The following is a 17,518-nucleotide window of genomic DNA, read 5'->3' as shown; positions in this document are numbered from 1 at the left end:
GTCACCTGGCCTCGGAGCGTATACGGGGGCTGGGCTTCACCGGTGTCGGTGCGGGTGTGGCGGAGCCGGGTCGGTAGACCACGAAGGACGGGGCCTCCTCCGGTACGTCCGGCTCGGTCCAGCTCGCCGGAGTGCGGCGCCGGGGGCGGGGTGCGGCCGTCGGCCGGCTGGTCTCCCGCGACGGTGGCTTCGCCTCGGTCTCGTCGGCGCGCTCGCGTCCATCCGGGCGTTCCCGCTGCGCCGGCGTGCTGACCGTGGAGTGGCTGGGGTCCTCGCGTCTGGCCTCAGGACGCAGGGTGACCGGTTCCAGCGCGGCCCCGCGCCGCCGGGTGAGCTTCGGCTCGGCCGTACCTCCCGGCTCGGCCACGTCGAGGCGGGCGGCGACGCGCATGTCCCGGAAGAACCGGCGGTGCCACGACCCGGCCGAGCCGACCGCCTCACTACTGTCCTTGCCGCCGAGCTGGGTGATCCTCCGGTAGGGCCGGAGCAACAACCAACCGACCACACCACAGAGCCAGACCAGCACCACCTGAAGCCAGCCCGGCAGGGTGGGGGTGCTCATGATCAGGTCGACGGCGAACAGGTAGATCGCCGCCCCGGTGCCGAAGATGGCGATGTTGAAGACGGCGGCGACCACGGCGTTCGCAAGCCGCCGCAACCCGGCGCTGGCCGGGCGGAGCAGGCCGATCGTGCCCAGGATCGGTGCGGCGATGACCGCCCAACGGAAGATCATGAAGCCGAGCAACACCAACAACGAGGCGGTGAGGTCGAACATGGCGAAGAGCAGCGAGGCGAGCACCGCGATGAACCCGGAACCGATCCGGTCCATGTCCCGGCTGCCCTGGAGATACTCGTAAGCCTCGGGATCCTCGGCCTTGATCTGCTCGGCGACCGTCATCCACTGCTGCTGCTTGGCCTTGATGGTGGCCTCGCGGGTGGCGGGGTTCTGCCGGAGCTTTTCCGCCTCCTCCCAGGAGAGCGACTTGGCGTCGTAGAGGGCCGCCCCGTACTTCTGCGCGGTCTCACTGTCCGCCGAACCGAGGACCCCACGTAGCCAGTTGCGGTACAACATCGATTCGGTGGCGGTGTCGCTGGCACGGACGGCAGGAGGTCGACTGTCTTTACATGCATCGGGATTGGGGTCGTCGCATTGGTCTGCAGGTGTGTCACGGGTCGCAGGTCCGACGGCGTCGTGTACGACGCCGAGGGAGGTGATGAGGGTGCCGTCAGCTATGTTGGCGGACTTCACCGGCCAGGCCGCGAGCGCGGTCACCGCGACCATCACCAGCAGTGCCCAGCCAGCGGTGGTCATCGCGTTGCTCATGTCCGACTGACGGGAACGCCAGAGCAGGTAGAGGCCCACCACGCAGAGCGTCACGATACCGAAGACGCTGAACACCTTCTGGTAGACGGCCTTGGTCGCCTTCTCCACCAGTGGGTCCGCCCAGTTCCACATCGACCGTGGATCCCAGGCGCGCTCCCGGAGCGCGTTCGAGGCACCCACCACCGCAGTGGCCATCATCAGTTCGCCGTTGGCGACGGTCGTGGTGAACTTGTAGTCCGGATGCAGGACGGTGGAGGCGCAGCCACCATCGACGTCGTACGTGTTGAAGCTGTAGCCGCCGTAGCCGTAGTCGCTGTAGAGGCCCTTCGGCCCGGGGAGCTTCGACGCGTCGGGCCGGGAGGCGAACCAGCCGGCCAGCCCGGAGTCGGGGGCTGAGGGAACCGGTGGCTTGCGGCAGTCCACCTCGGTTTCGCTGACCTGCTTCAGTTTCTTCACGCAGGCGCGGAAGTCGGCCTGCCACTCTTTGGTGGTGCAGAGATCCGCTGCGGCCTGTGCCGTCACGGATGTCGCGGCGTACGCCGGTGTGGCCCCGATCACCGGCCAGGCGATCGTGGCACCGGCGAGTACGCCGAGTGCGAGGAGGAGCGCCGTGATCCGTGCCCGGGTCCTCGCCATTGTCACGCCTCCAGATCAGCCAGGACGGTCGGTAGTATCCCGGCGGCCTGAGCGGCTGCGGCGGGGGTGGTGTCGAGGTGGTCCAGCAGCCCCTCGACGTACGACACGTCAACCCGGACCTTCTGCACCCGGCCGTCGACGTCCCGCATGACGAACTCGCGGAAGCCGAGCCGGGTCGCGGAGGTGGTGTCGACGGCGGACAGGGAGGCCAGGGTGGCTTCGTAGCCGTCGTCGACCGGGACCCGGAGCAGCCGGAGCGCCTCGGAGGCGATCTCGGTGTCCTCGGCGATCCGGCCGACGAAGACGGTGGAGACGAGGTTCTGGACGTCGAGGCCGAGGATGTCCTTGGGGTTCTGTGAGGCGACCAGGGCGGCGAGGTTCCACTTGCGGGAGTCGCGGGCGAGGCGGACCAGGAAGGACCGGCCGGAGCGCCAGCCCTCCATGAAGTGCGCCTCGTCCAGGCCGACGAGCTTGCGGGAGGACATCGACCCGCCGTAGCAGCGGCGTACGGCGAGGCGGTGCGCGGTGTGCAGCATCGGCAGCGCCAGCGCCTCCTCGGCCGACCAGTACTCGCGTTCGATCTTGAGGTCGGGCAGTCGGAGACCGGCCATGGTGATCACGGTGAGCGCCGCGTCGGCACCGAGCAGCCCCTCCGGCGGGCGGCCGAAGAAGAGCATGGCCAGCGGCATCTCGGCGGTGTCGAGCAGCAGGTGGGCCAGTTCCCGGCCGGCGTCGTCGTCGAGCCCCTGCAGGCAGGTGACCACGTCGTCCAGGGTGGAGGTCTCCTCGGCGGGCACCTGGCGTACCGCGTGCCGGAACAGGGTGGCGGTGGACGCCTCCCTGGCCACCTGCGGTGGCACCAGCATCATGCAGATGTCCTGCACCAGCATGCGTCGCTCGGCCCGGGCGTTGGAGACGGCGATCTCGAACTCCCGGTCACCCGCCGCGCCGCTGTTGAACTCGCTGCGCAGCGGGGTGGGGATGAGCGCGTACGGGGCCAGCGTCCCCGGTTCCGAGCCGGTCAGGTTGAGCACCCGGGCGTACGGCTTGAGTTCGGGCATGGCGCAGAGCCGGGCCAACGGGCCGGACGGGTCGAGCAGGGTGACCTGGACCCCCCGCCGGGCGGCCAGGTAGCCGAGCGCACCGAGCAGCGTCGACTTGCCACCGCCGGGTTCGGCGACGAAGACGGCGAGGCCGGACCGCTCGCGTACCTCCATCGGGAAGTGCAGGTCGAGGAAGACCGGCCGGCGGCAGGTCCCGGCGGTACGACCGATCAGGTCGCCCCGCCGGTCACCGACGGTGGACGCCGCCTGGGGGAGCGCGGCGGCCAGCAGCGGCACCGGCATCCGGCGGACGTAGCCGGTGTTGGCGATGGGCTCCCCGGGGATGAACTCCCGGGCCAGCCAGTCCTGGTTCTTGGGGTGTTGCAGCGAGATGCGCAGCTCGCGTGAGTAGAGCTGGATGAGCCGGCGGGCCCGTTCCATGCACTCCTCGCGGGTCCGGCCGCCGACGGCGATCCGGTGCCAGCCGTGCGCCCGGGCGGAGTCGACCGGCAGGCCGGTGGTCATCTCGTCACCGATCACCAGCGCCCGCTTGGCGAGCCGCTCCAGCTCGGGCGGGGCGTCGATGCCGTGTTCGGCGTAGTCGAGCTGCTGCGAGCGGATCATCCGCAGCCGGTGTTCGAGGTTACGGAAGGAGTCACCGGAGCCGAGGATGTCGACCCGGGTGGAGATCTCCATCGGCCAGGGCAGCCGCTCGTGGAAGTGCAGCCACGGTTCGTGCCGTTCGGGGATCTCCAACGGCTCCATCCGGCCGACCGCGAGCACGGCGACGTGCCGTTCCTCCCCGGTCATCCGGTTGACCAGCTTGACCGTGGTGCCGTACGGGGTGCGGTACCGCTCGACCTGTTCGGTGAGGGCGAGCAGGTCACCGCGTTCCCACCGCCCGTTGGTAACCGGGGAGAGCGTGCCGGGCGGGGCCATGCACAGCGCCACCGAGCGGTAGAGCAACCACTCCAGCTCCTGTGCGGTGACCCGCCGACCCCGCATGCCGAAGCTGCCCAGCACCTCGTCGAACTGCTCGACGGTGCGGCCCAGCTTGCGACGCTCCCCGTCGGCGGTGCCCCTGCCGAAGGCGCGCAGCAGGCGTTCGGTGAGGGAGTCGCCGAGCGAGCGACGGGCGAAGGTGACCCCCAGGTAGGTCTGTCCCTCGGCGTGGTTGACCGACATCAGGTGCTGCTGTGCGGCGACCAGGTGGTCGGCCCAGCCGGGTGTGCCGGGGACGTCGGGCAGCGGTGACGCGGTGTGCGCGTCGATGGTGCGGGCCCACTCGTCGGCCGGGAACGGCCGGGTGGTGCGGCGCAGGTGCAGCCGGAAACCGGCCAGGCCGGCGTACTGCTCGGAGATCGCGGAGAGCAGCGCCTCGCGTTCGGCGTCCGGGCGGAACGCCCATCGGACCTCGGGGAGCCAGTACCAGGCGGTGACCGTGTTGGGGGTGAAGGTCAGGTGTCCGGCGATCTCGGTGATCGCCAGGTCGATCGAGGGGTCCCGGTCACCGAACTTGATCTTCGGGGGGCGTACCCGGACGGGCTTGGTCGCCTCGGTCCGGCGGCTCGCCGCACGTTGCCTCGGCGCGGCCAGTTCGCGGGGGCCGGGTTCGGTGGGGTCGGGCTCGACGAGTGCACGCCGGGTCGGTTCGGCGGTCAGCGCGCCGGCCGGCGCGGTCACGGACTCGACGCGGACCGGTTCGGCCGGCTCCGGCCAGGCCGGGTCGGTGGTCTCCGGCCAGACCGGCTCGACGTGGTCGGGCCAGGTCGTCGGCGGGGACTCCACCGGGGTGGGGCGGGGCCGAGCCGTCAGCGCTGCGGCCCTTCGGGCCTGTTCGTCGGCGTCCCGCCGGGCCGACTCGGCGGCCTCGCGCCGGCTGCGCTCGGCGGCCTCGATCCAGGCCGCGTCGGCCGCCGCCCGGCGGGCCTGCTCGGCGGCTTCCCGCTGCGCCGTCTCGGCGGCCTCGTGTCGGGCCTGTTCGGCGGCTTCGCGCTGGGTCTGCGCGATCGCCTCCCGTCGGGCTGCTTCGGCGCTCGCCCGGCGGGCCTGTTCGGCGGCTTCCCGCCGGGCCTGTTCGGCGGCTTCCCGGCGGGCGGTCTCGGCGGCTTCCCGGCGGCTGCGGTCGGCGGCTTCCCGGGCCCGTTCGGTGGCTTCCCGGCGGGCCCGTTCGGCCGCTTCGCGGGCGGTGAGCGGCTCGCCGGTGTCCCGGGGGAACAACTCGGCCGGGACGCGGCGCGGTGCCCGCTGCGGTGGTTCGGTCGGCCGGTCACCGGCGACCGCCGACCGGTCGCCCTGCTGGTGTGGAACCCGGGTACGGGCCGGTCGCTCGGTCGGCGGGGCCGCCTCGATGGCCGCCGGAGGCGCCTGCGCCTCGATCGCCGCCGGTGGCGTCGACGCGGCGGCGATTCGGTGCGGGGCGGGCTGGGGCTGCCGGCCGGGGCCGCGCCGCGCGGCGGTGCCGGGGGGCGGCCCACCGGGTGCCGGGGGGGTGCCGGGGCGTGGACCGCCGCCGAAGAGATCGAGGAAGGGGGAGTCGATGTCGGTGCCGTCACCCACCAGCATCGGCGCGGCGGAGACCGGCTCGACCGGGGGGGTGCCCCCGCCGGGGGTTGGGCGGGGCGCCTGGAAGACGCCGACCTTGCCCGGGCCGGTGAGCAGGGTCGGGTCGTACGGCTCGTCGTCCCGCAACTCCTCCTGGGGGTAGTCGAACGAGCGCGCACGGTTACCGTGTGGGGCGCTGTGTCGTCCGGCCGGGAAACCCGGCGTGGAAGAGCGACTCATTCGACCGCCTCACCCATGTGGTCCGACTGCCCGATGCGGGTACACCCGGTCATGCCAGTTCCTCCCGGATCCTGATCCGGCTGCCGACCAGGCGGGGGTCCCGCAGCTCGGCGGCCGGTTCCCGGGTGCGTCGCCAGTCGGTGAGCGCGGTGCGGATGACCATCCGCGCCGGCCGGTCCGGGTCGACGTACCGGAAGATGAACGAGGTGCTCACGATGGCGAGCGCGATCTCCCAGGCGGGAAACAGCTCGACCTGCAACGTGAACAGCCAGTGGATGAACATGTAGAGGGGTACGAGCAGCATGAACAGGCCGTACTGGGCGTAGGGCAGGTGGACCGGAAGGGTGTAGCCGGGCGGCCCGAGGTAGACCAGGCGGGCCCGGTAGATGTCGTCGTCGGTGCGCAGCCGCATGTCTCGCCCGCGCCTATTCGAAGATCAGATCGATCAGATAGTCACCGATGAAGAAGAGTGTGGCCGCGCCGGCGATGAAGGCCAGCCCGACGATCGCGATGGCCGAGCTGGTGAGCACCTTGGAGATCTCACCCCGGCTGGCCCGCCCGATGAAGATGACCCCGAGCACCGCGAGCAGGATGGGAGCGATCTTGCTGGCGAAGAAGGTGACGACACCGTTGGTGTCGATGCCCTTGGGGGCTGGTTCGGCGAGTGGCGCCGTCGCCAGGGTGTGCAGCACCTGCGCGACGCCGGACGACGTCGTCTCCATCAGCTCGAAGGCGATCACTGGAACCTCCCCATAACGCGGCCGGCGGCGCCGCGGTGGTGCAGTAGGCAAGCCTGGCGGGAATGTGCTCACTGTGCACGGCATCGTTGACGCGGTGCGGGTCTCCCACCACGGAGAGTGGCGAGATTTGGGGGGATTTTCCCGCTTTGGCCCTCCCTCCAGGCTTCGCCATCTCTTGATGCTGGGCAATTCCACAGCGTACGGGCCGCCCCCCTTTGCGACAAGCCGCGAAGAGTCGACCCGATTCGGCCCGGAAGACCGATAGTACACCTGTTCTAATCGGCACGTCAGTCCGGCCGTGGAGAGGGCCGGTGGGGGTTCCCGGGACGCCCCGGCGCGACCGGTACCGTCTAGTCGTGACCGATCTGGTACGGGCGCAGGCCCCGGTGGTGATGGGCGTCCTCAACGTCACGCCCGACTCCTTCTCCGACGGCGGCCGGTACGCGGATCTGGACGCCGCCGTCGCACACGGGGTGCGACTGCGCGACGAGGGTGCGCACCTGGTCGACGTCGGTGGCGAGTCCACCCGACCGGGCGCCGACCGGGTCGACCCACGGACCGAGGCGGCCCGGGTGCTGCCGGTGATCCGGGAACTCGCCGCCGCCGGCGTGCCGGTCAGCATCGACACCACCCGGGCACCGGTGGCCGAGGCGGCCGTCGCCGCCGGGGCCGCCGTGGTCAACGACGTCTCCGGCGGACTGGCCGACCCCGACATGGCCCGGGTGGTCCGCGACGCCGGCTGCCCCTGGGTGCTGATGCACTGGCGGGGACACTCGCGCGGAATGGCCGAGCTGGCCGCGTACACCGACGTGGTCGCCGACGTCCGGGCCGAGCTGGCCCAGCGGGTCGACGACGCGCTGGCCGCCGGGGTGGCCGCCGACCGGCTCGTGATCGATCCCGGGCTCGGCTTCGCCAAGACCGCCGCGCACAACTGGGAACTCAGCGCCCGCCTGCCGGAACTGCTCGAACTCGGCCTCCCCCTGCTCTTCGGGGCCAGCCGCAAGTCCTACCTGGGGCGGCTGCTCGCCGCACCCGACGGCACCCCCCGCGACACCGACGGCCGGGCCGCCGCCACCGTCGCCACCAGCGTGCTCGCCGTGGCCGCCGGCGCCTGGGGGGTCCGCGTGCACGACGTCCTGGGCACCGTCGACGCGCTCGCCGTCTGGTCGGCCACCGGCCACCCCCGGCTCGCCACCACCCCCATCGGGAAGGACCCGGCCCACGCCGGCCGGGCAGAGGGAGGACGACGATGACCGACCGGATCGCCCTGACCGGCCTGCGGGCCCGGGGCCGACACGGCGTGTACGACTTCGAACGCGCCCAGGGGCAGGAGTTCGTGGTCGACGCCGTCCTCGAACTCGACCTCGCCCCGGCCGCCCGCTCCGACGAGGTGACCGACACCGTCCACTACGGCGAGCTGGCGCAGCGGCTGGTCGCGGTGCTCACCGGCGAGCCGGTCAACCTGATCGAGACGCTCGCCGACCGGCTGCTCGCGGTCTGCCTCGCCGAACCGTTGGTCACCGCCGCCACCGTCACCGTCCACAAACCCGAGGCCCCGATCCCGCACCCCTTCGCCGACGTGTCGGTCACCCTGCGGCGTACCCGGTGACCCGGGCGGTGCTGTCGATCGGCAGCAACCTGGGCGACCGGCTTGGCCACCTGCGGACCGCGGTGCACCGCCTCGGTGACACGGTGCTGGTGCTCTCCGGCGTCTACGAGACGCCCCCCTGGGGGGACGCCGACCAGCCGGCGTACCTCAACGCGGCGGTGATGGTCGCCGACCCGGCGGCGGCCCCGGGCGACTGGTTGGCCCGCGCGCAGGCCGCCGAACGGGCCGCCGGTCGGGTCCGCGACCCGGCCCGCCGGTTCGGCCCGCGCACCCTCGACGTGGACGTCGTCGCCGTCTGGGACGACAGCGGCCAGCCGGTGCTCAGCGACGACCCGGAGCTGACCCTGCCGCACCCCCGCGCCCACCAGCGTGCCTTCGTGCTCCGACCGTGGATCGACATCGACCCGCACGGGCGACTGACCGGCCACGGCTGGCTCACCGACCTGCTCAACGCCGAACCGGTCGCCGGTGACGCCCTGGAACTGAACCCGCGCCCCGATCTGACGTTAGAGTCGGACTTATGAACCAGTGGAGCCGGCCGGCATGACAGCGCCCCGACCGCCCCGTGACCAGGAACCCGACGGGTCGAGGATGGGCCCCACCCGGTTCTCGACCCTGGTGGTCGCCGCGCTCGCCGCCGCGGCCCTGGCCTGGCTGCTGATCAGCAGCTTCTACTACAGCGGGATCCCCCGGTTGCCCTGGCTGCCGGTGGTCACCCTGGCCGCGCTGGCCGTGCTCGAGGCGTACGCGGCGGTCAACACCCGGGGCCGCATCGAGCGCAAGCCCGGCCGGGAACCGGTCAACCCGCTGCTGGTGGCCCGGTTCGTGGTGCTGGCCAAGGCGTCCGCGCTGGCCGGGGCGATCTTCCTCGGCTTCTACGCCGGGCTGACCGGTTGGCTCTTCGTCGAGCCGACCAACGCGGCGATCGAGGACCGGCCGGCCGCCGGGGCCGGCGCGCTCGCCTCCCTGGCACTGGTCGCCGCCGCGCTCTGGCTCGAACGCTCCTGCCGGGTCCCCGAGTCCGACGACGACGCCGACGACCGGCAGGACCGATCCGGCCGCTGACCGAGGGGTTACGCCCGGCCCTGCGCGCGGGTACGGTGCCTGGCGACCGGAGAACAGTCAGCCGTCACCGGGGACGGCCGGTCACCTGGGAGGCGCACCGCATGGTGTACGACGAACCGGGCCGGGCGGCGTCGGCAGAGGTGCCCGTGACCGCACTGGACACCGTCTTCGACGACCCGACGCACGGGGAGCCCGGCCGCGACCGGCTGGGCGTGCACGTGGTCTGGGAACTGGTGCTGCTGCTCGCCCTCGTCGCGTTGGCCTACCTGCTCTGGCGGGAGAACCCCGACGCGTTGCGCGGGGCGGGCCTGCGCCGGTTGCTCGTCGACGCGGTCGCGTTGGGTCTGCTCGTCGTCGCCGCCGGGCTGAGCCTGCGTACCGCAGCGGTGAACCTGGCGATCGGCCCGGTCGCGCTGGCCGCCGCGCTGCACTTCGCCGAGCAGGGCGACCGGGGGGTGTCCACGGCGGTCGTGCCGGCCCTGGTCGCCGCCGCCCTGGGTGGGCTGGCCCTGGCCTGGGCGGTGGTGGTGCTGCACGTGCCCGGCTGGGCGGCGAGCCTCGCGGCCGCCGCCGGAATGATCGTGTGGATCGAGCGGTGGACCCTGCCGGTGGCGGTGCAGGCCGACTACGACCCCCGGCGCAACGCCTACTACCTGTTCGCCGGCTTCGCCGCGGTGGCCGTCCTGCTCGGAGCGTTCGGCGCGATCCGGGCGGTACGTCGGCTGGTCGGCCGGTTCCGGCCGGTGGCCGATCCGGCCCTGCGTCGCGGGATGGCGGCCGCCCTGGTGACCGCCGCCGCGCTGACCGCCTCCACCGTGCTCGCCACGCTCGCCGGGGTGCTCGTCGCCGCCAACGCGACCGGCCCGGTGACGCCGGGGTCGGGGCTGGACTGGACGGTGCTCGCGGTGGGCGTGTCCATGCTCGGCGGTGCCAGCGCGTACGGCCGGCGGGGCGGGATCTTCGGTGCCCTCCTCGCGGTCGCCCTGGTGGTGACCTATCTGGCCTGGGCGACCGGGACCGGCGCTCCGACCGACCGGTGGGCCGTCGGTGGGGTGGCGCTCGCGGGTGGCCTGGTGGTCACCCGGATGGTCGAGACGTGGGGCCGACCCCGGACGGCCCGGGGTGAGCCGGTGGAGCTGCCGCCGGTGCGGGACGGGGCGATCAGCTCCGGGTGGTCGATGCCCCCGGCCGGCGAGGCGCGCAACTGGACCCCGGCGCTGCCGGAGCGGACGACCGACGCCGACACCCCGCCCGACCCCTGGGAGGCCCCCCGTTGGCAGAGCGGCCCGCCGCGCTGGGACGCCGACGAACGGTGACCCCGATCGGGCGGCGGACCATCCCAGCGGGGCCCGGACCGGTGGCGACCGTACGGGCGGGCGTGGACGACGGGCCGGGAAGGATCTCGCCGGTTAGGCTCGCGGGCATGACCGAGACTCCTTCCGCCGGCACCGGCCACACCTTCGACCAGCTCGACGCCCTCTCTACGGAGGAGTTGCGGGAGCGGGCCTTCGCGCGGGCCCGGGAGCGGCGGGACGTCGGCTTCTTCTGGTCGGTGCTGCGGCACCTGCCGAACGCCGACGAGGCCGCCGCGCTCGACGGGGCGCCCAACTCGGTCGGGCCGACCATCGACGAGGCGGCGGCGCTGTGGCGGGAGCTGACCGGGCACGGCTACGAGGAGTCCGCGCCGCTGCTGCGGGCCGCGTTCATCGACTACCTGATGAAGCACTGAGCGGTCGCGTCGCCGGCTGGCGGGAGAGGTTTGCCGGTCGGGGCGGGTCGGGCACTTCCCGCCGCATGGCCCTCACCCAACGTCCCCGTACCGTGCGCGGGTACGGCACCGCCGCCGGCACCGGCACCCTCGCCGCGCTGATCCTCGTCGGCGTCTGCGGCAGCCCGTGGTATGTGAGCTGGGCCGAGGCGCACACCGACCCGAACTCCGCCGGTGGCTGGTATCTGCGGCTGCTCGCCTGGCCGGCCTGGCGGGTCGAGTCGGCGGACCCGGCGCACGGGGTGCTCGCCACCGACCTGCGGGCCATCCTGCTGCTGGTGTTCGCCGCCGCGCTGCTTTACCTGCTGCCGACCGGCCAGGTGGCCCGGGTGCCGGGTTCGGCCAGCCAGTTCTTCTCCGGCTGGGCCGCGTACACCCTGGCCGGGGCGGCGGCGACCCTGGTGGCGGCGCTACTCACCACGGACGGACCGCTGCAGGCCGCGTTCGAGGCCACCGGCACCGGTGCCGGCTACGGCTTCTTCGCCGGCTGGATCATCGGGCTGGCCAGCCTGGGCGGCCGGGCCTGACCCGTAGGCGGCCGGCCCGCCCCCGCACCGACCCGCTGGACCGGGTCCGGGTGGCACTTCCACGCCGGCTAGCTGCCGGGCTGCCCCAGATCGAGGACCCGGGCGCGGCTGAGCGTGCCGGCCAGCCGGCCGTCGGCGGTGACCAGGACCGCGTCGGTGCCGGCGGTGAGCATCGCGGCCAGGGCGTCGTACGCCGAGCGGCCCAGCGGCAGCTCCGGCAGGGTGGCGTCGGTGGCCTCCCCGTCGAGCACCTCCCGGGTGACCGGGGTGACCGCCAGCCGGCGGATGCCCCGGTCCGCCCCGACGAAGTCCCGGACGAACTGCGAGGCGGGCGTGCCGAGCAGGGCCGCCGGGGTGTCGTACTGCTCCAGCCGGCCGCCCTCGGACAGCACCGCGATCCGGTCGCCCAGCCGGACTGCCTCGTCGAGGTCATGGGTGACCAGCACGATGGTCTTGCGGACCTCGGCCTGGAGCCGGAGGAACTCCTCCTGCAGCCGGGTCCGCACGATCGGGTCGACGGCGGAGAACGGCTCGTCCATCAGCAGCACCACCGGGTCGGCGGCCAACGCGCGGGCCACCCCGACCCGTTGCCGCTGCCCGCCGGACAGCTCGTGCGGGTAGCGGCGTCCGAACTGGGCCGGGTCCAACCCGACCAGCTCCAGCAGCTCGCCACTGCGCTGCCGGATCCGCTCCTTCGACCAGCCGAGCAGCCGGGGTACGGTGCCGACGTTGGTGGTCACCGTCTGGTGCGGGAACAACCCCACGTTCTGGATGACGTAGCCGATCCGCCGCCGCAGTTTCACCGGGTCGACGCGGGTGATGTCCTCGTCGCCGAGCATGATCCGGCCGCCGGTCGGCTCGATCAGCCGGTTGATCATCCGCAGCACCGTCGACTTGCCGCAGCCGGACGGGCCGATCAGCACCACCAGCTCGCCGGCCGGCACCTCCAGGCTCAGCTCGCGGACGGCGTCGGTGCCGTCGGGGTACCGCTTGCGGATGCCGTCGAGCGTGATCGAGGCGGCAGTGTGTCCTGCGTCGCCGGTGCCCCCGGGGGTAACGTCCACGTGTGTCCTTCCACCTGAGTTACCGGGCCGAGCCGGGTAATCCGTGGTTCTCCTGGCAGTACGTGCGGGACAACTCTGACACCATTCTCGCCGCGCTGCGCGAGCACGCCTCCCTGACCGGCCGGGCCGTGCTGCTCGCCGCGCTGGTGGCCCTGCCGCTGGCGGTGGTGGCCTACTGGTACCGCCGTCTCGCTGGGCCGATTCTCGCATTGACCGGCGTGCTGTACACGATCCCCTCCCTGGCCCTGTTCGCGTTCATCGCCCCCTATCTGGGCATCGGCGCGGTGACCGTGTTGACGGTGGTGGTGCTGTACGCGCTGCTGGTGATCGTCCGCAACGCGGTGGCCGGGCTGAACCAGGTGCCCCCGGAGGTGCGCGACGCCGCCGAGGGCATGGGGTACGGCCGGTGGGCCCGGCTGTTCCGCATCGACCTGCCGTTGGCCCTGCCCGGCATCCTCACCGGGGTACGCCTCGCCACGGTCTCCACCGTCGCGTTGGTCACTGTCGGGGTGGTGATCGGTCGGGGTGGCCTGGGGCAGTTGATCTTCGCTGGCTTCCAGAACAACTTCTACAAGGCGCAGATCATGACCGGCACGCTGCTCTGCGTCCTGCTGGCCCTGGTGCTGGACCTGATCCTGGCCGGCGTGGGCCGCCTGCTCACCCCCTGGCTGCGGAGCCGTCCCCGGTGAGCGCGAGGAGTGCAGCGCAGCGGAGCCCCGCAGTCGCGAACGGAAGGTCGGTCCGGTGAGCGCGAGGAGTGCAGCGCAGCGGAGCCCCGCAGTCGCGAACGGAAGGTTGGTCCGGTGAGCGCGAGGAGTGCAGCGCAGCGGAGCCCCGCAGTCGCGAGCGAAAGGCATATCCAGTGAACCCGGTGCAGCAGGCGGTGGTCTGGCTCAACGACCCGCTCAACTGGACCAATCCCGGTGGGGTGCTGGACCGGGTCGGGGAGCACCTGAGCATGTCCGTCGCGGCGGTGCTGCTGGGCTGCCTGGTGGCCTGGCCGGTCGGTCTCTGGCTGGGGCACTCGGGGCGCGGCGGCGGAGCGGTCGTGTTGATCTCCAACCTGACCCTGTCCATCCCGACGCTGGCGCTGCTCACCATCCTCCCGCTGACCTTCCTCGGATTCGGGCGTCCGGCGGTGGTGGTCGCCCTGGCCGTGTTCGCGGTGCCGCCGCTGCTGGCCAACGCGTACACCGGGGTGCGGCAGGCCGACCCGGAGGCCCGGGACGCGGCGCGCGGGATGGGGCTGTCCGGGTGGCAGGTGCTGCGGCGGGTGGAGTTGCCGCTGGCGGTGCCGTATCTGGCCGCCGGGTTCCGGACGGCCGCCGTGCAGGTGGTGGCGACGGCGGCACTGGCCTCGTTCGTCAACGGTGGTGGGCTGGGCCAGATCATCCGGGCCGGCTTCGGGCTGGACATCGCGGCCGGTGGCGGGCAGATCATCGCCGGTGGGGTGCTGGTGGCCGGGCTGGCGTTGGCGGCGGAGGGGCTGCTGGCACTGGTCGAGCGGGTGGTGACTCCGCGACCGCTGCGGCGTACCCGGCGGGTGGCGAACCGGCGGGCGGCGGACGCCACGGCGGGGAACTGATCCCTTTCCGTGACGATCACGTTACGAAAGCGGTTCAGAGTTTGTCGGTCGGTCCGGAAGGATATTGGCTGAACCCGCGGGCGGCGGCCGTCGCCCGTCGGACACGCGGCCGGCCCTGCCCGGGCCGTGCCGGGACACGGAAGGCGGGCACGATGCGCGTACGGACACGGCTGGCGGTGGGTGCGGTGGGCGCCCTGACCATGGCGGGTCTGTTGACCGGGTGCGGAGACGCCGGCTCGTCCGGCACCGATGCTCCGGAGCAGGGCGCGAGCGGTGCGGGTTGCGCCCCGGTCGCCGGTGAGCAGCTGGTCGTCCTCGACGACGACAAGAAGCTCCAGAACACCGACAACATCATTCCGGCGGTCAACGCCAAGGTGGCGAACCCGCAGCTGCTCGCCGCGCTGGACAAGGTCTCCGCCGCGCTGGACACCCCGAAGCTGATCGCCCTCAACAAGGCCGTCGACGTGGACCGCAAGACGCCGAAGGCGGCGGCCGAGGAGTTCGCCGTCGCCACGGGTCTGACCACCGGCATCGCCAAGGGGCCGGGTGGGCAGATCGTCGTCGGGGCGGGCAACTTCTCCGAGAGTCAGACCCTGGCCGAGCTGTACAACATCGCCCTCACGGCGGCCGGCTACCAGGTCAAGGTGCAGCAGATCGGCAACCGCGAGCTGTACGGGCCGAGCCTGGAGAAGGGCGAGATCCAGGTCGTCCCCGAGTACGCGGCGACCATGGCGGAGTTCCTCAACACCAAGGCCAACGGCAAGGACGCCACCCCGGTCTCCTCGCCGGAGCTGGACAAGACGGTCAGCGCGTTGAAGTCCGAGGGTGACAAGGCGGGCATCACGTTCGGCACCCCGTCCTCGGCGCAGGACCAGAACGCCTTCGCGGTGACCAAGGCGTTCGCCGACAAGTACTCCCTCAAGACCCTCTCCGACCTGGCGGCCAAGTGCTCCGGCAAGGACACCGTGCTGGCCGGCCCGCCGGAGTGCCCGCAGCGGCCGAAGTGCCAGGCCGGTCTGGTCGAGGTCTACGACTTCAAGGCCGGTTCGTTCAGCTCGCTGGACGCCGGTGGCCCGCAGACCAAGAACGCGCTGAAGACCGGCACCGCCAGCGTGGGCCTGGTCTTCTCGTCCGACGGCGCGCTCGCCACCAGCTGATCGTTCCCGGTCGCGGTCGGCTCCCCCCGACCGCGACCGGGCCCGTCCTGAGTCGTTTCTCACTTTCCCCGTCTACGGGTGCGGCGACGACCTCGGTGCACGGGGCAGGTCAGCCGGGCCCGCTGCGCCGTACCGGCCGAGATCGGGGCATTTCTGCCCTGGGACCGTTCCCAGCCCGCGTACATCTCGGTAGGCTGCACAGCCATGCCCTCCCCGGTCGTCTCCGAGAAGCGCAGCCCGCAGCTCCTGACCGTCCTGTTCTGGATCGGGGTGGCGTTCGCGCCCATCGCCGCGCTGATCCTGTTGTTCGCCGACGGCAACGGTCCGCTGCGGTTCGCCGCGGTGCTGGCCATCACCGCCGTGGTGCTGATCGGCCTCTCCATCGCACTGCGGGCCGACGGCGGCACCCGGTCGTCCGACGCGGAGGTGCTCGACGAGCTGGCGCAGCTGCGGCGCGAGCTGCGTAGCGAGATCGTCGCCGCCGCCCAGCGCGGCAACCAGGCGTTGGACCAGTCCCAGCGGGCCGAGGAGCAGGTCACCGCGTTGCGTCGCCGGCTGGATGCGGTGACAGCCGATCTGGCGACGGCCGCCGGCGACCCGCCGGCCGTCGAGGATCGGGCCGTCGGTGCGGGCCGGGCCCGGGTCCCGGCCGTCGAACCGGCGCCGGAGGTCCCGGTCGGCCGTCGGCGGGCCGTCGCCGAGGAGAGCCCGCCGGACTGGGGCGCGGCGGATGACGCCGAGCCGGTCGCGACGGGCCGGGGCCGGGTCGCCGCCGACCGGGAGACCCCCGCAGCGTCCGGCCGCCGGTACGCCCCGGACCGCCCGGCCACCGGCCAGTCCGGCCAGCCCGGCGGGTACGGGGCGTCCGCTCGCGAACCACGTGGCCCGGTGCCCGGTGCCGAGTCGACGTCGCGTCCGCTCGGCGTGGTGCGGCACACCGAGACGGTGCACGTGACCACCCGGCACACCGTCGTCGACGGTCCCGATCCGGCCGGCGGCTACGGCGGTGGGTACGCCGGTCGTTGGACGCCTGGCGCGGAGCAGCCGTCCTGGGCCGGTGGGGAGCCGCAGCACCCCTGGTCGGGTCAGGCGGAGCCGCCCGGCCGGGACTGGTCCGCCCCGTCGGACGACCGGTCCCGGGCGTCCCGCCCGCCGTCCCGCGACGAGCGGGCCTGGCCGGCCGCGTCCGGCCCCTCGTGGGGTGCCCCGGCCGACGACCGTCCCGAGCAGCCCCGTCCCGAACCGGCCCGCACCGAGTGGTCCCGTCCCGAGCAGCCCCGCCCCGAGTGGTCCCCGGTCGGTGGGGAGGGCGGCGTCAGGTCGTCCGGCGGCCGGTCCGGCTGGACCGAGACCCGTGGCGAATCGTCCGCGCCCGAGGTGCCGGCCGGTGACCGGTGGGCCGAGAACAGGGCCGACCCGCCGGCCCGCGAGGTACGCGCCGGTGACCGCTGGGCCGAGGTGCGCGACGACGGGCGTGCCCGGGAGCTGCGGGTCGGGGAGCGCCGGGCGGAGGTGCACGCCGACGGCGCCGGTTACCACTACTCCGACCGGTGGGCCTCGGTCCGGCAGGAGGACCCGTACCGGCAGGAGGACGCCTACCGGGAGGAGCCGGCGCGGACCGGTGAGCGGTGGGGTGGCGGACGGTCGACGCCGGAGGGCCGCCCGGCGTTGCCGGCGGGTGGTGTCCCGGTGCCGCAGCAGTGGCGGGAGCCGGCGCGCAGTCACCGGCCGGCCGAGCAGTGGTCGGCCGGGGCCGCCCAGCCCGCGCCGTCCGCACCGGACTGGTCGGCGTCGGTTGCCCAGCCGGCCCAGGAGCGGCCGGGGCGGGCCGTCCCGCCGGGCGAGGAGTGGCCGGGCGGCGTACGACAGCCGTCGCCGGACTGGTCCACGCGCACCGGGCAGTCCGCTGTGGACCGGTCCGGGCGGTCCGGACCGGCGGCTGCGGACCGGTCCGCTCCCGTGGACGACCAGCGGTGGGGCGGGCAACCGGCCGAGCAATGGCGGGACCGGGAGCCGGTGGTGTCGTGGCGTACCCCCGACCCCGAACCACGCGGGCACCAGCAGTCCGACGGCGAGGAGCGGTACGGCTACCCCCCGCAGGACGACGCCCCGCGCGCCGGCGGCCACTGGCGCTGACCGTCCGGGTACCGGGCCGGGCCCACGTGCCGGGCAGGGCCGGATCAGGCCCCCGTTGCCGGACCAGGTCGGGCCCGGGT

The 17,518-nt window shown here is 73.3% G+C and carries 16 protein-coding genes; 11 read left to right on the top strand and 5 right to left on the bottom strand.

Annotated features, from left to right (window positions below; translation table 11 throughout):
- Position 1: 1 nt before the first annotated feature.
- Genes ACQP2H_RS29135 through ACQP2H_RS29120 form a run of 4 tightly spaced genes read right to left on the bottom strand, consistent with a single transcriptional unit; the run spans position 2 to position 6,527 of the window.
- A complete protein-coding gene (locus tag ACQP2H_RS29135) occupies positions 2-1,960 on the bottom strand; it encodes an MFS transporter (RefSeq protein ID WP_433229590.1) in 1,959 nt (652 codons plus the stop codon).
- Between the two features lie 2 nt (positions 1,961-1,962).
- Complete coding sequence (locus ACQP2H_RS29130) at positions 1,963-5,787, bottom strand: ATP-binding protein (RefSeq protein ID WP_433229587.1); 3,825 nt, start codon at positions 5,785-5,787, stop codon at positions 1,963-1,965.
- Positions 5,788-5,836: 49 nt separating this feature from the next.
- Positions 5,837-6,199 (bottom strand): hypothetical protein, encoded by a 363-nt coding sequence (locus ACQP2H_RS29125; protein WP_067302246.1) that lies wholly within the window; start codon positions 6,197-6,199, stop codon positions 5,837-5,839.
- Between the two features lie 13 nt (positions 6,200-6,212).
- On the bottom strand, positions 6,213-6,527 hold the full coding sequence (locus ACQP2H_RS29120) for a hypothetical protein (protein ID WP_091247662.1): 315 nt from the start codon (positions 6,525-6,527) through the stop codon (positions 6,213-6,215).
- 356 nt (positions 6,528-6,883) lie between these two features.
- On the opposite strand from ACQP2H_RS29120, the gene folP reads away from it, so the two are divergent.
- From folP to ACQP2H_RS29085, 7 genes are all read left to right on the top strand, one after another.
- Positions 6,884-7,780 (top strand): dihydropteroate synthase, encoded by an 897-nt coding sequence (gene folP, locus ACQP2H_RS29115; protein WP_219465084.1) that lies wholly within the window; start codon positions 6,884-6,886, stop codon positions 7,778-7,780.
- Complete coding sequence (gene folB, locus ACQP2H_RS29110) at positions 7,777-8,136, top strand: dihydroneopterin aldolase (protein WP_208567746.1); 360 nt, start codon at positions 7,777-7,779, stop codon at positions 8,134-8,136. The genes folP and folB overlap by 4 nt, the downstream gene beginning before the upstream one ends.
- Positions 8,133-8,660, top strand: coding sequence for a 2-amino-4-hydroxy-6-hydroxymethyldihydropteridine diphosphokinase (folK, locus tag ACQP2H_RS29105; protein ID WP_219465082.1), 528 nt, complete (start codon positions 8,133-8,135; stop codon positions 8,658-8,660). The genes folB and folK overlap by 4 nt, the downstream gene beginning before the upstream one ends.
- A 19-nt stretch (positions 8,661-8,679) precedes the next feature.
- A complete protein-coding gene (locus ACQP2H_RS29100) occupies positions 8,680-9,201 on the top strand; it encodes a DUF3180 domain-containing protein (protein WP_374197533.1) in 522 nt (173 codons plus the stop codon).
- A gap of 101 nt (positions 9,202-9,302) precedes the next feature.
- On the top strand, positions 9,303-10,517 hold the full coding sequence (locus ACQP2H_RS29095) for an ABC transporter permease (protein ID WP_208567748.1): 1,215 nt from the start codon (positions 9,303-9,305) through the stop codon (positions 10,515-10,517).
- 107 nt (positions 10,518-10,624) lie between these two features.
- Positions 10,625-10,930: a hypothetical protein gene (locus ACQP2H_RS29090; RefSeq protein WP_088643875.1), complete on the top strand. Its 306-nt coding sequence runs from the start codon at positions 10,625-10,627 to the stop codon at positions 10,928-10,930.
- Positions 10,931-10,995: 65 nt separating this feature from the next.
- Positions 10,996-11,496: a hypothetical protein gene (locus tag ACQP2H_RS29085; protein ID WP_219465081.1), complete on the top strand. Its 501-nt coding sequence runs from the start codon at positions 10,996-10,998 to the stop codon at positions 11,494-11,496.
- A gap of 68 nt (positions 11,497-11,564) precedes the next feature.
- Here the strand turns inward: ACQP2H_RS29085 and ACQP2H_RS29080 are convergent, their stop codons facing one another.
- Positions 11,565-12,560, bottom strand: a complete 996-nt coding sequence (locus tag ACQP2H_RS29080; RefSeq protein ID WP_357536468.1) for an ABC transporter ATP-binding protein — start codon at positions 12,558-12,560, stop codon at positions 11,565-11,567.
- Between the two features lie 2 nt (positions 12,561-12,562).
- Here ACQP2H_RS29080 and ACQP2H_RS29075 point away from each other — a divergent pair, with 2 nt between their 5' ends.
- The 4 genes from ACQP2H_RS29075 to ACQP2H_RS29060 all read left to right on the top strand — a co-directional run bounded on the left by ACQP2H_RS29075 (position 12,563) and on the right by ACQP2H_RS29060 (position 17,438).
- Positions 12,563-13,249, top strand: a complete 687-nt coding sequence (locus tag ACQP2H_RS29075) for an ABC transporter permease (protein ID WP_208567751.1) — start codon at positions 12,563-12,565, stop codon at positions 13,247-13,249.
- 173 nt (positions 13,250-13,422) lie between these two features.
- Positions 13,423-14,145 (top strand): ABC transporter permease, encoded by a 723-nt coding sequence (locus tag ACQP2H_RS29070; protein ID WP_208567752.1) that lies wholly within the window; start codon positions 13,423-13,425, stop codon positions 14,143-14,145.
- A gap of 152 nt (positions 14,146-14,297) precedes the next feature.
- A complete protein-coding gene (locus tag ACQP2H_RS29065) occupies positions 14,298-15,302 on the top strand; it encodes a glycine betaine ABC transporter substrate-binding protein (protein WP_208567753.1) in 1,005 nt (334 codons plus the stop codon).
- A gap of 204 nt (positions 15,303-15,506) precedes the next feature.
- Positions 15,507-17,438 (top strand): hypothetical protein, encoded by a 1,932-nt coding sequence (locus tag ACQP2H_RS29060; protein WP_357536465.1) that lies wholly within the window; start codon positions 15,507-15,509, stop codon positions 17,436-17,438.
- Positions 17,439-17,518: the final 80 nt, after the last annotated feature.

Origin of the sequence: Micromonospora sp. CA-248260, assembly GCF_050942205.1 — a bacterium.
GTDB classification, from domain to species: domain Bacteria; phylum Actinomycetota; class Actinomycetes; order Mycobacteriales; family Micromonosporaceae; genus Micromonospora; species Micromonospora antibiotica.
This window is presented reverse-complemented; position numbering and strand designations above follow the sequence as displayed.

Bases quoted from the DNA above. Each gene is read 5' to 3' on its own strand.
- ACQP2H_RS29135 (WP_433229590.1), bottom strand. From the start codon at position 1,960: ATGGCGAGGACCCGGGCACGGATCACGGCGCTCCTCCTCGCACTCGGC.
- ACQP2H_RS29130 (WP_433229587.1), bottom strand. From the start codon at position 5,787: ATGAGTCGCTCTTCCACGCCGGGTTTCCCGGCCGGACGACACAGCGCC.
- ACQP2H_RS29125 (WP_067302246.1), bottom strand. From the start codon at position 6,199: ATGCGGCTGCGCACCGACGACGACATCTACCGGGCCCGCCTGGTCTAC.
- folB (WP_208567746.1), top strand. From the start codon at position 7,777: ATGACCGACCGGATCGCCCTGACCGGCCTGCGGGCCCGGGGCCGACAC.
- ACQP2H_RS29100 (WP_374197533.1), top strand. From the start codon at position 8,680: ATGACAGCGCCCCGACCGCCCCGTGACCAGGAACCCGACGGGTCGAGG.
- ACQP2H_RS29095 (WP_208567748.1), top strand. From the start codon at position 9,303: ATGGTGTACGACGAACCGGGCCGGGCGGCGTCGGCAGAGGTGCCCGTG.
- ACQP2H_RS29090 (WP_088643875.1), top strand. From the start codon at position 10,625: ATGACCGAGACTCCTTCCGCCGGCACCGGCCACACCTTCGACCAGCTC.
- ACQP2H_RS29085 (WP_219465081.1), top strand. From the start codon at position 10,996: ATGGCCCTCACCCAACGTCCCCGTACCGTGCGCGGGTACGGCACCGCC.
- ACQP2H_RS29065 (WP_208567753.1), top strand. From the start codon at position 14,298: ATGCGCGTACGGACACGGCTGGCGGTGGGTGCGGTGGGCGCCCTGACC.
- ACQP2H_RS29060 (WP_357536465.1), top strand. From the start codon at position 15,507: ATGCCCTCCCCGGTCGTCTCCGAGAAGCGCAGCCCGCAGCTCCTGACC.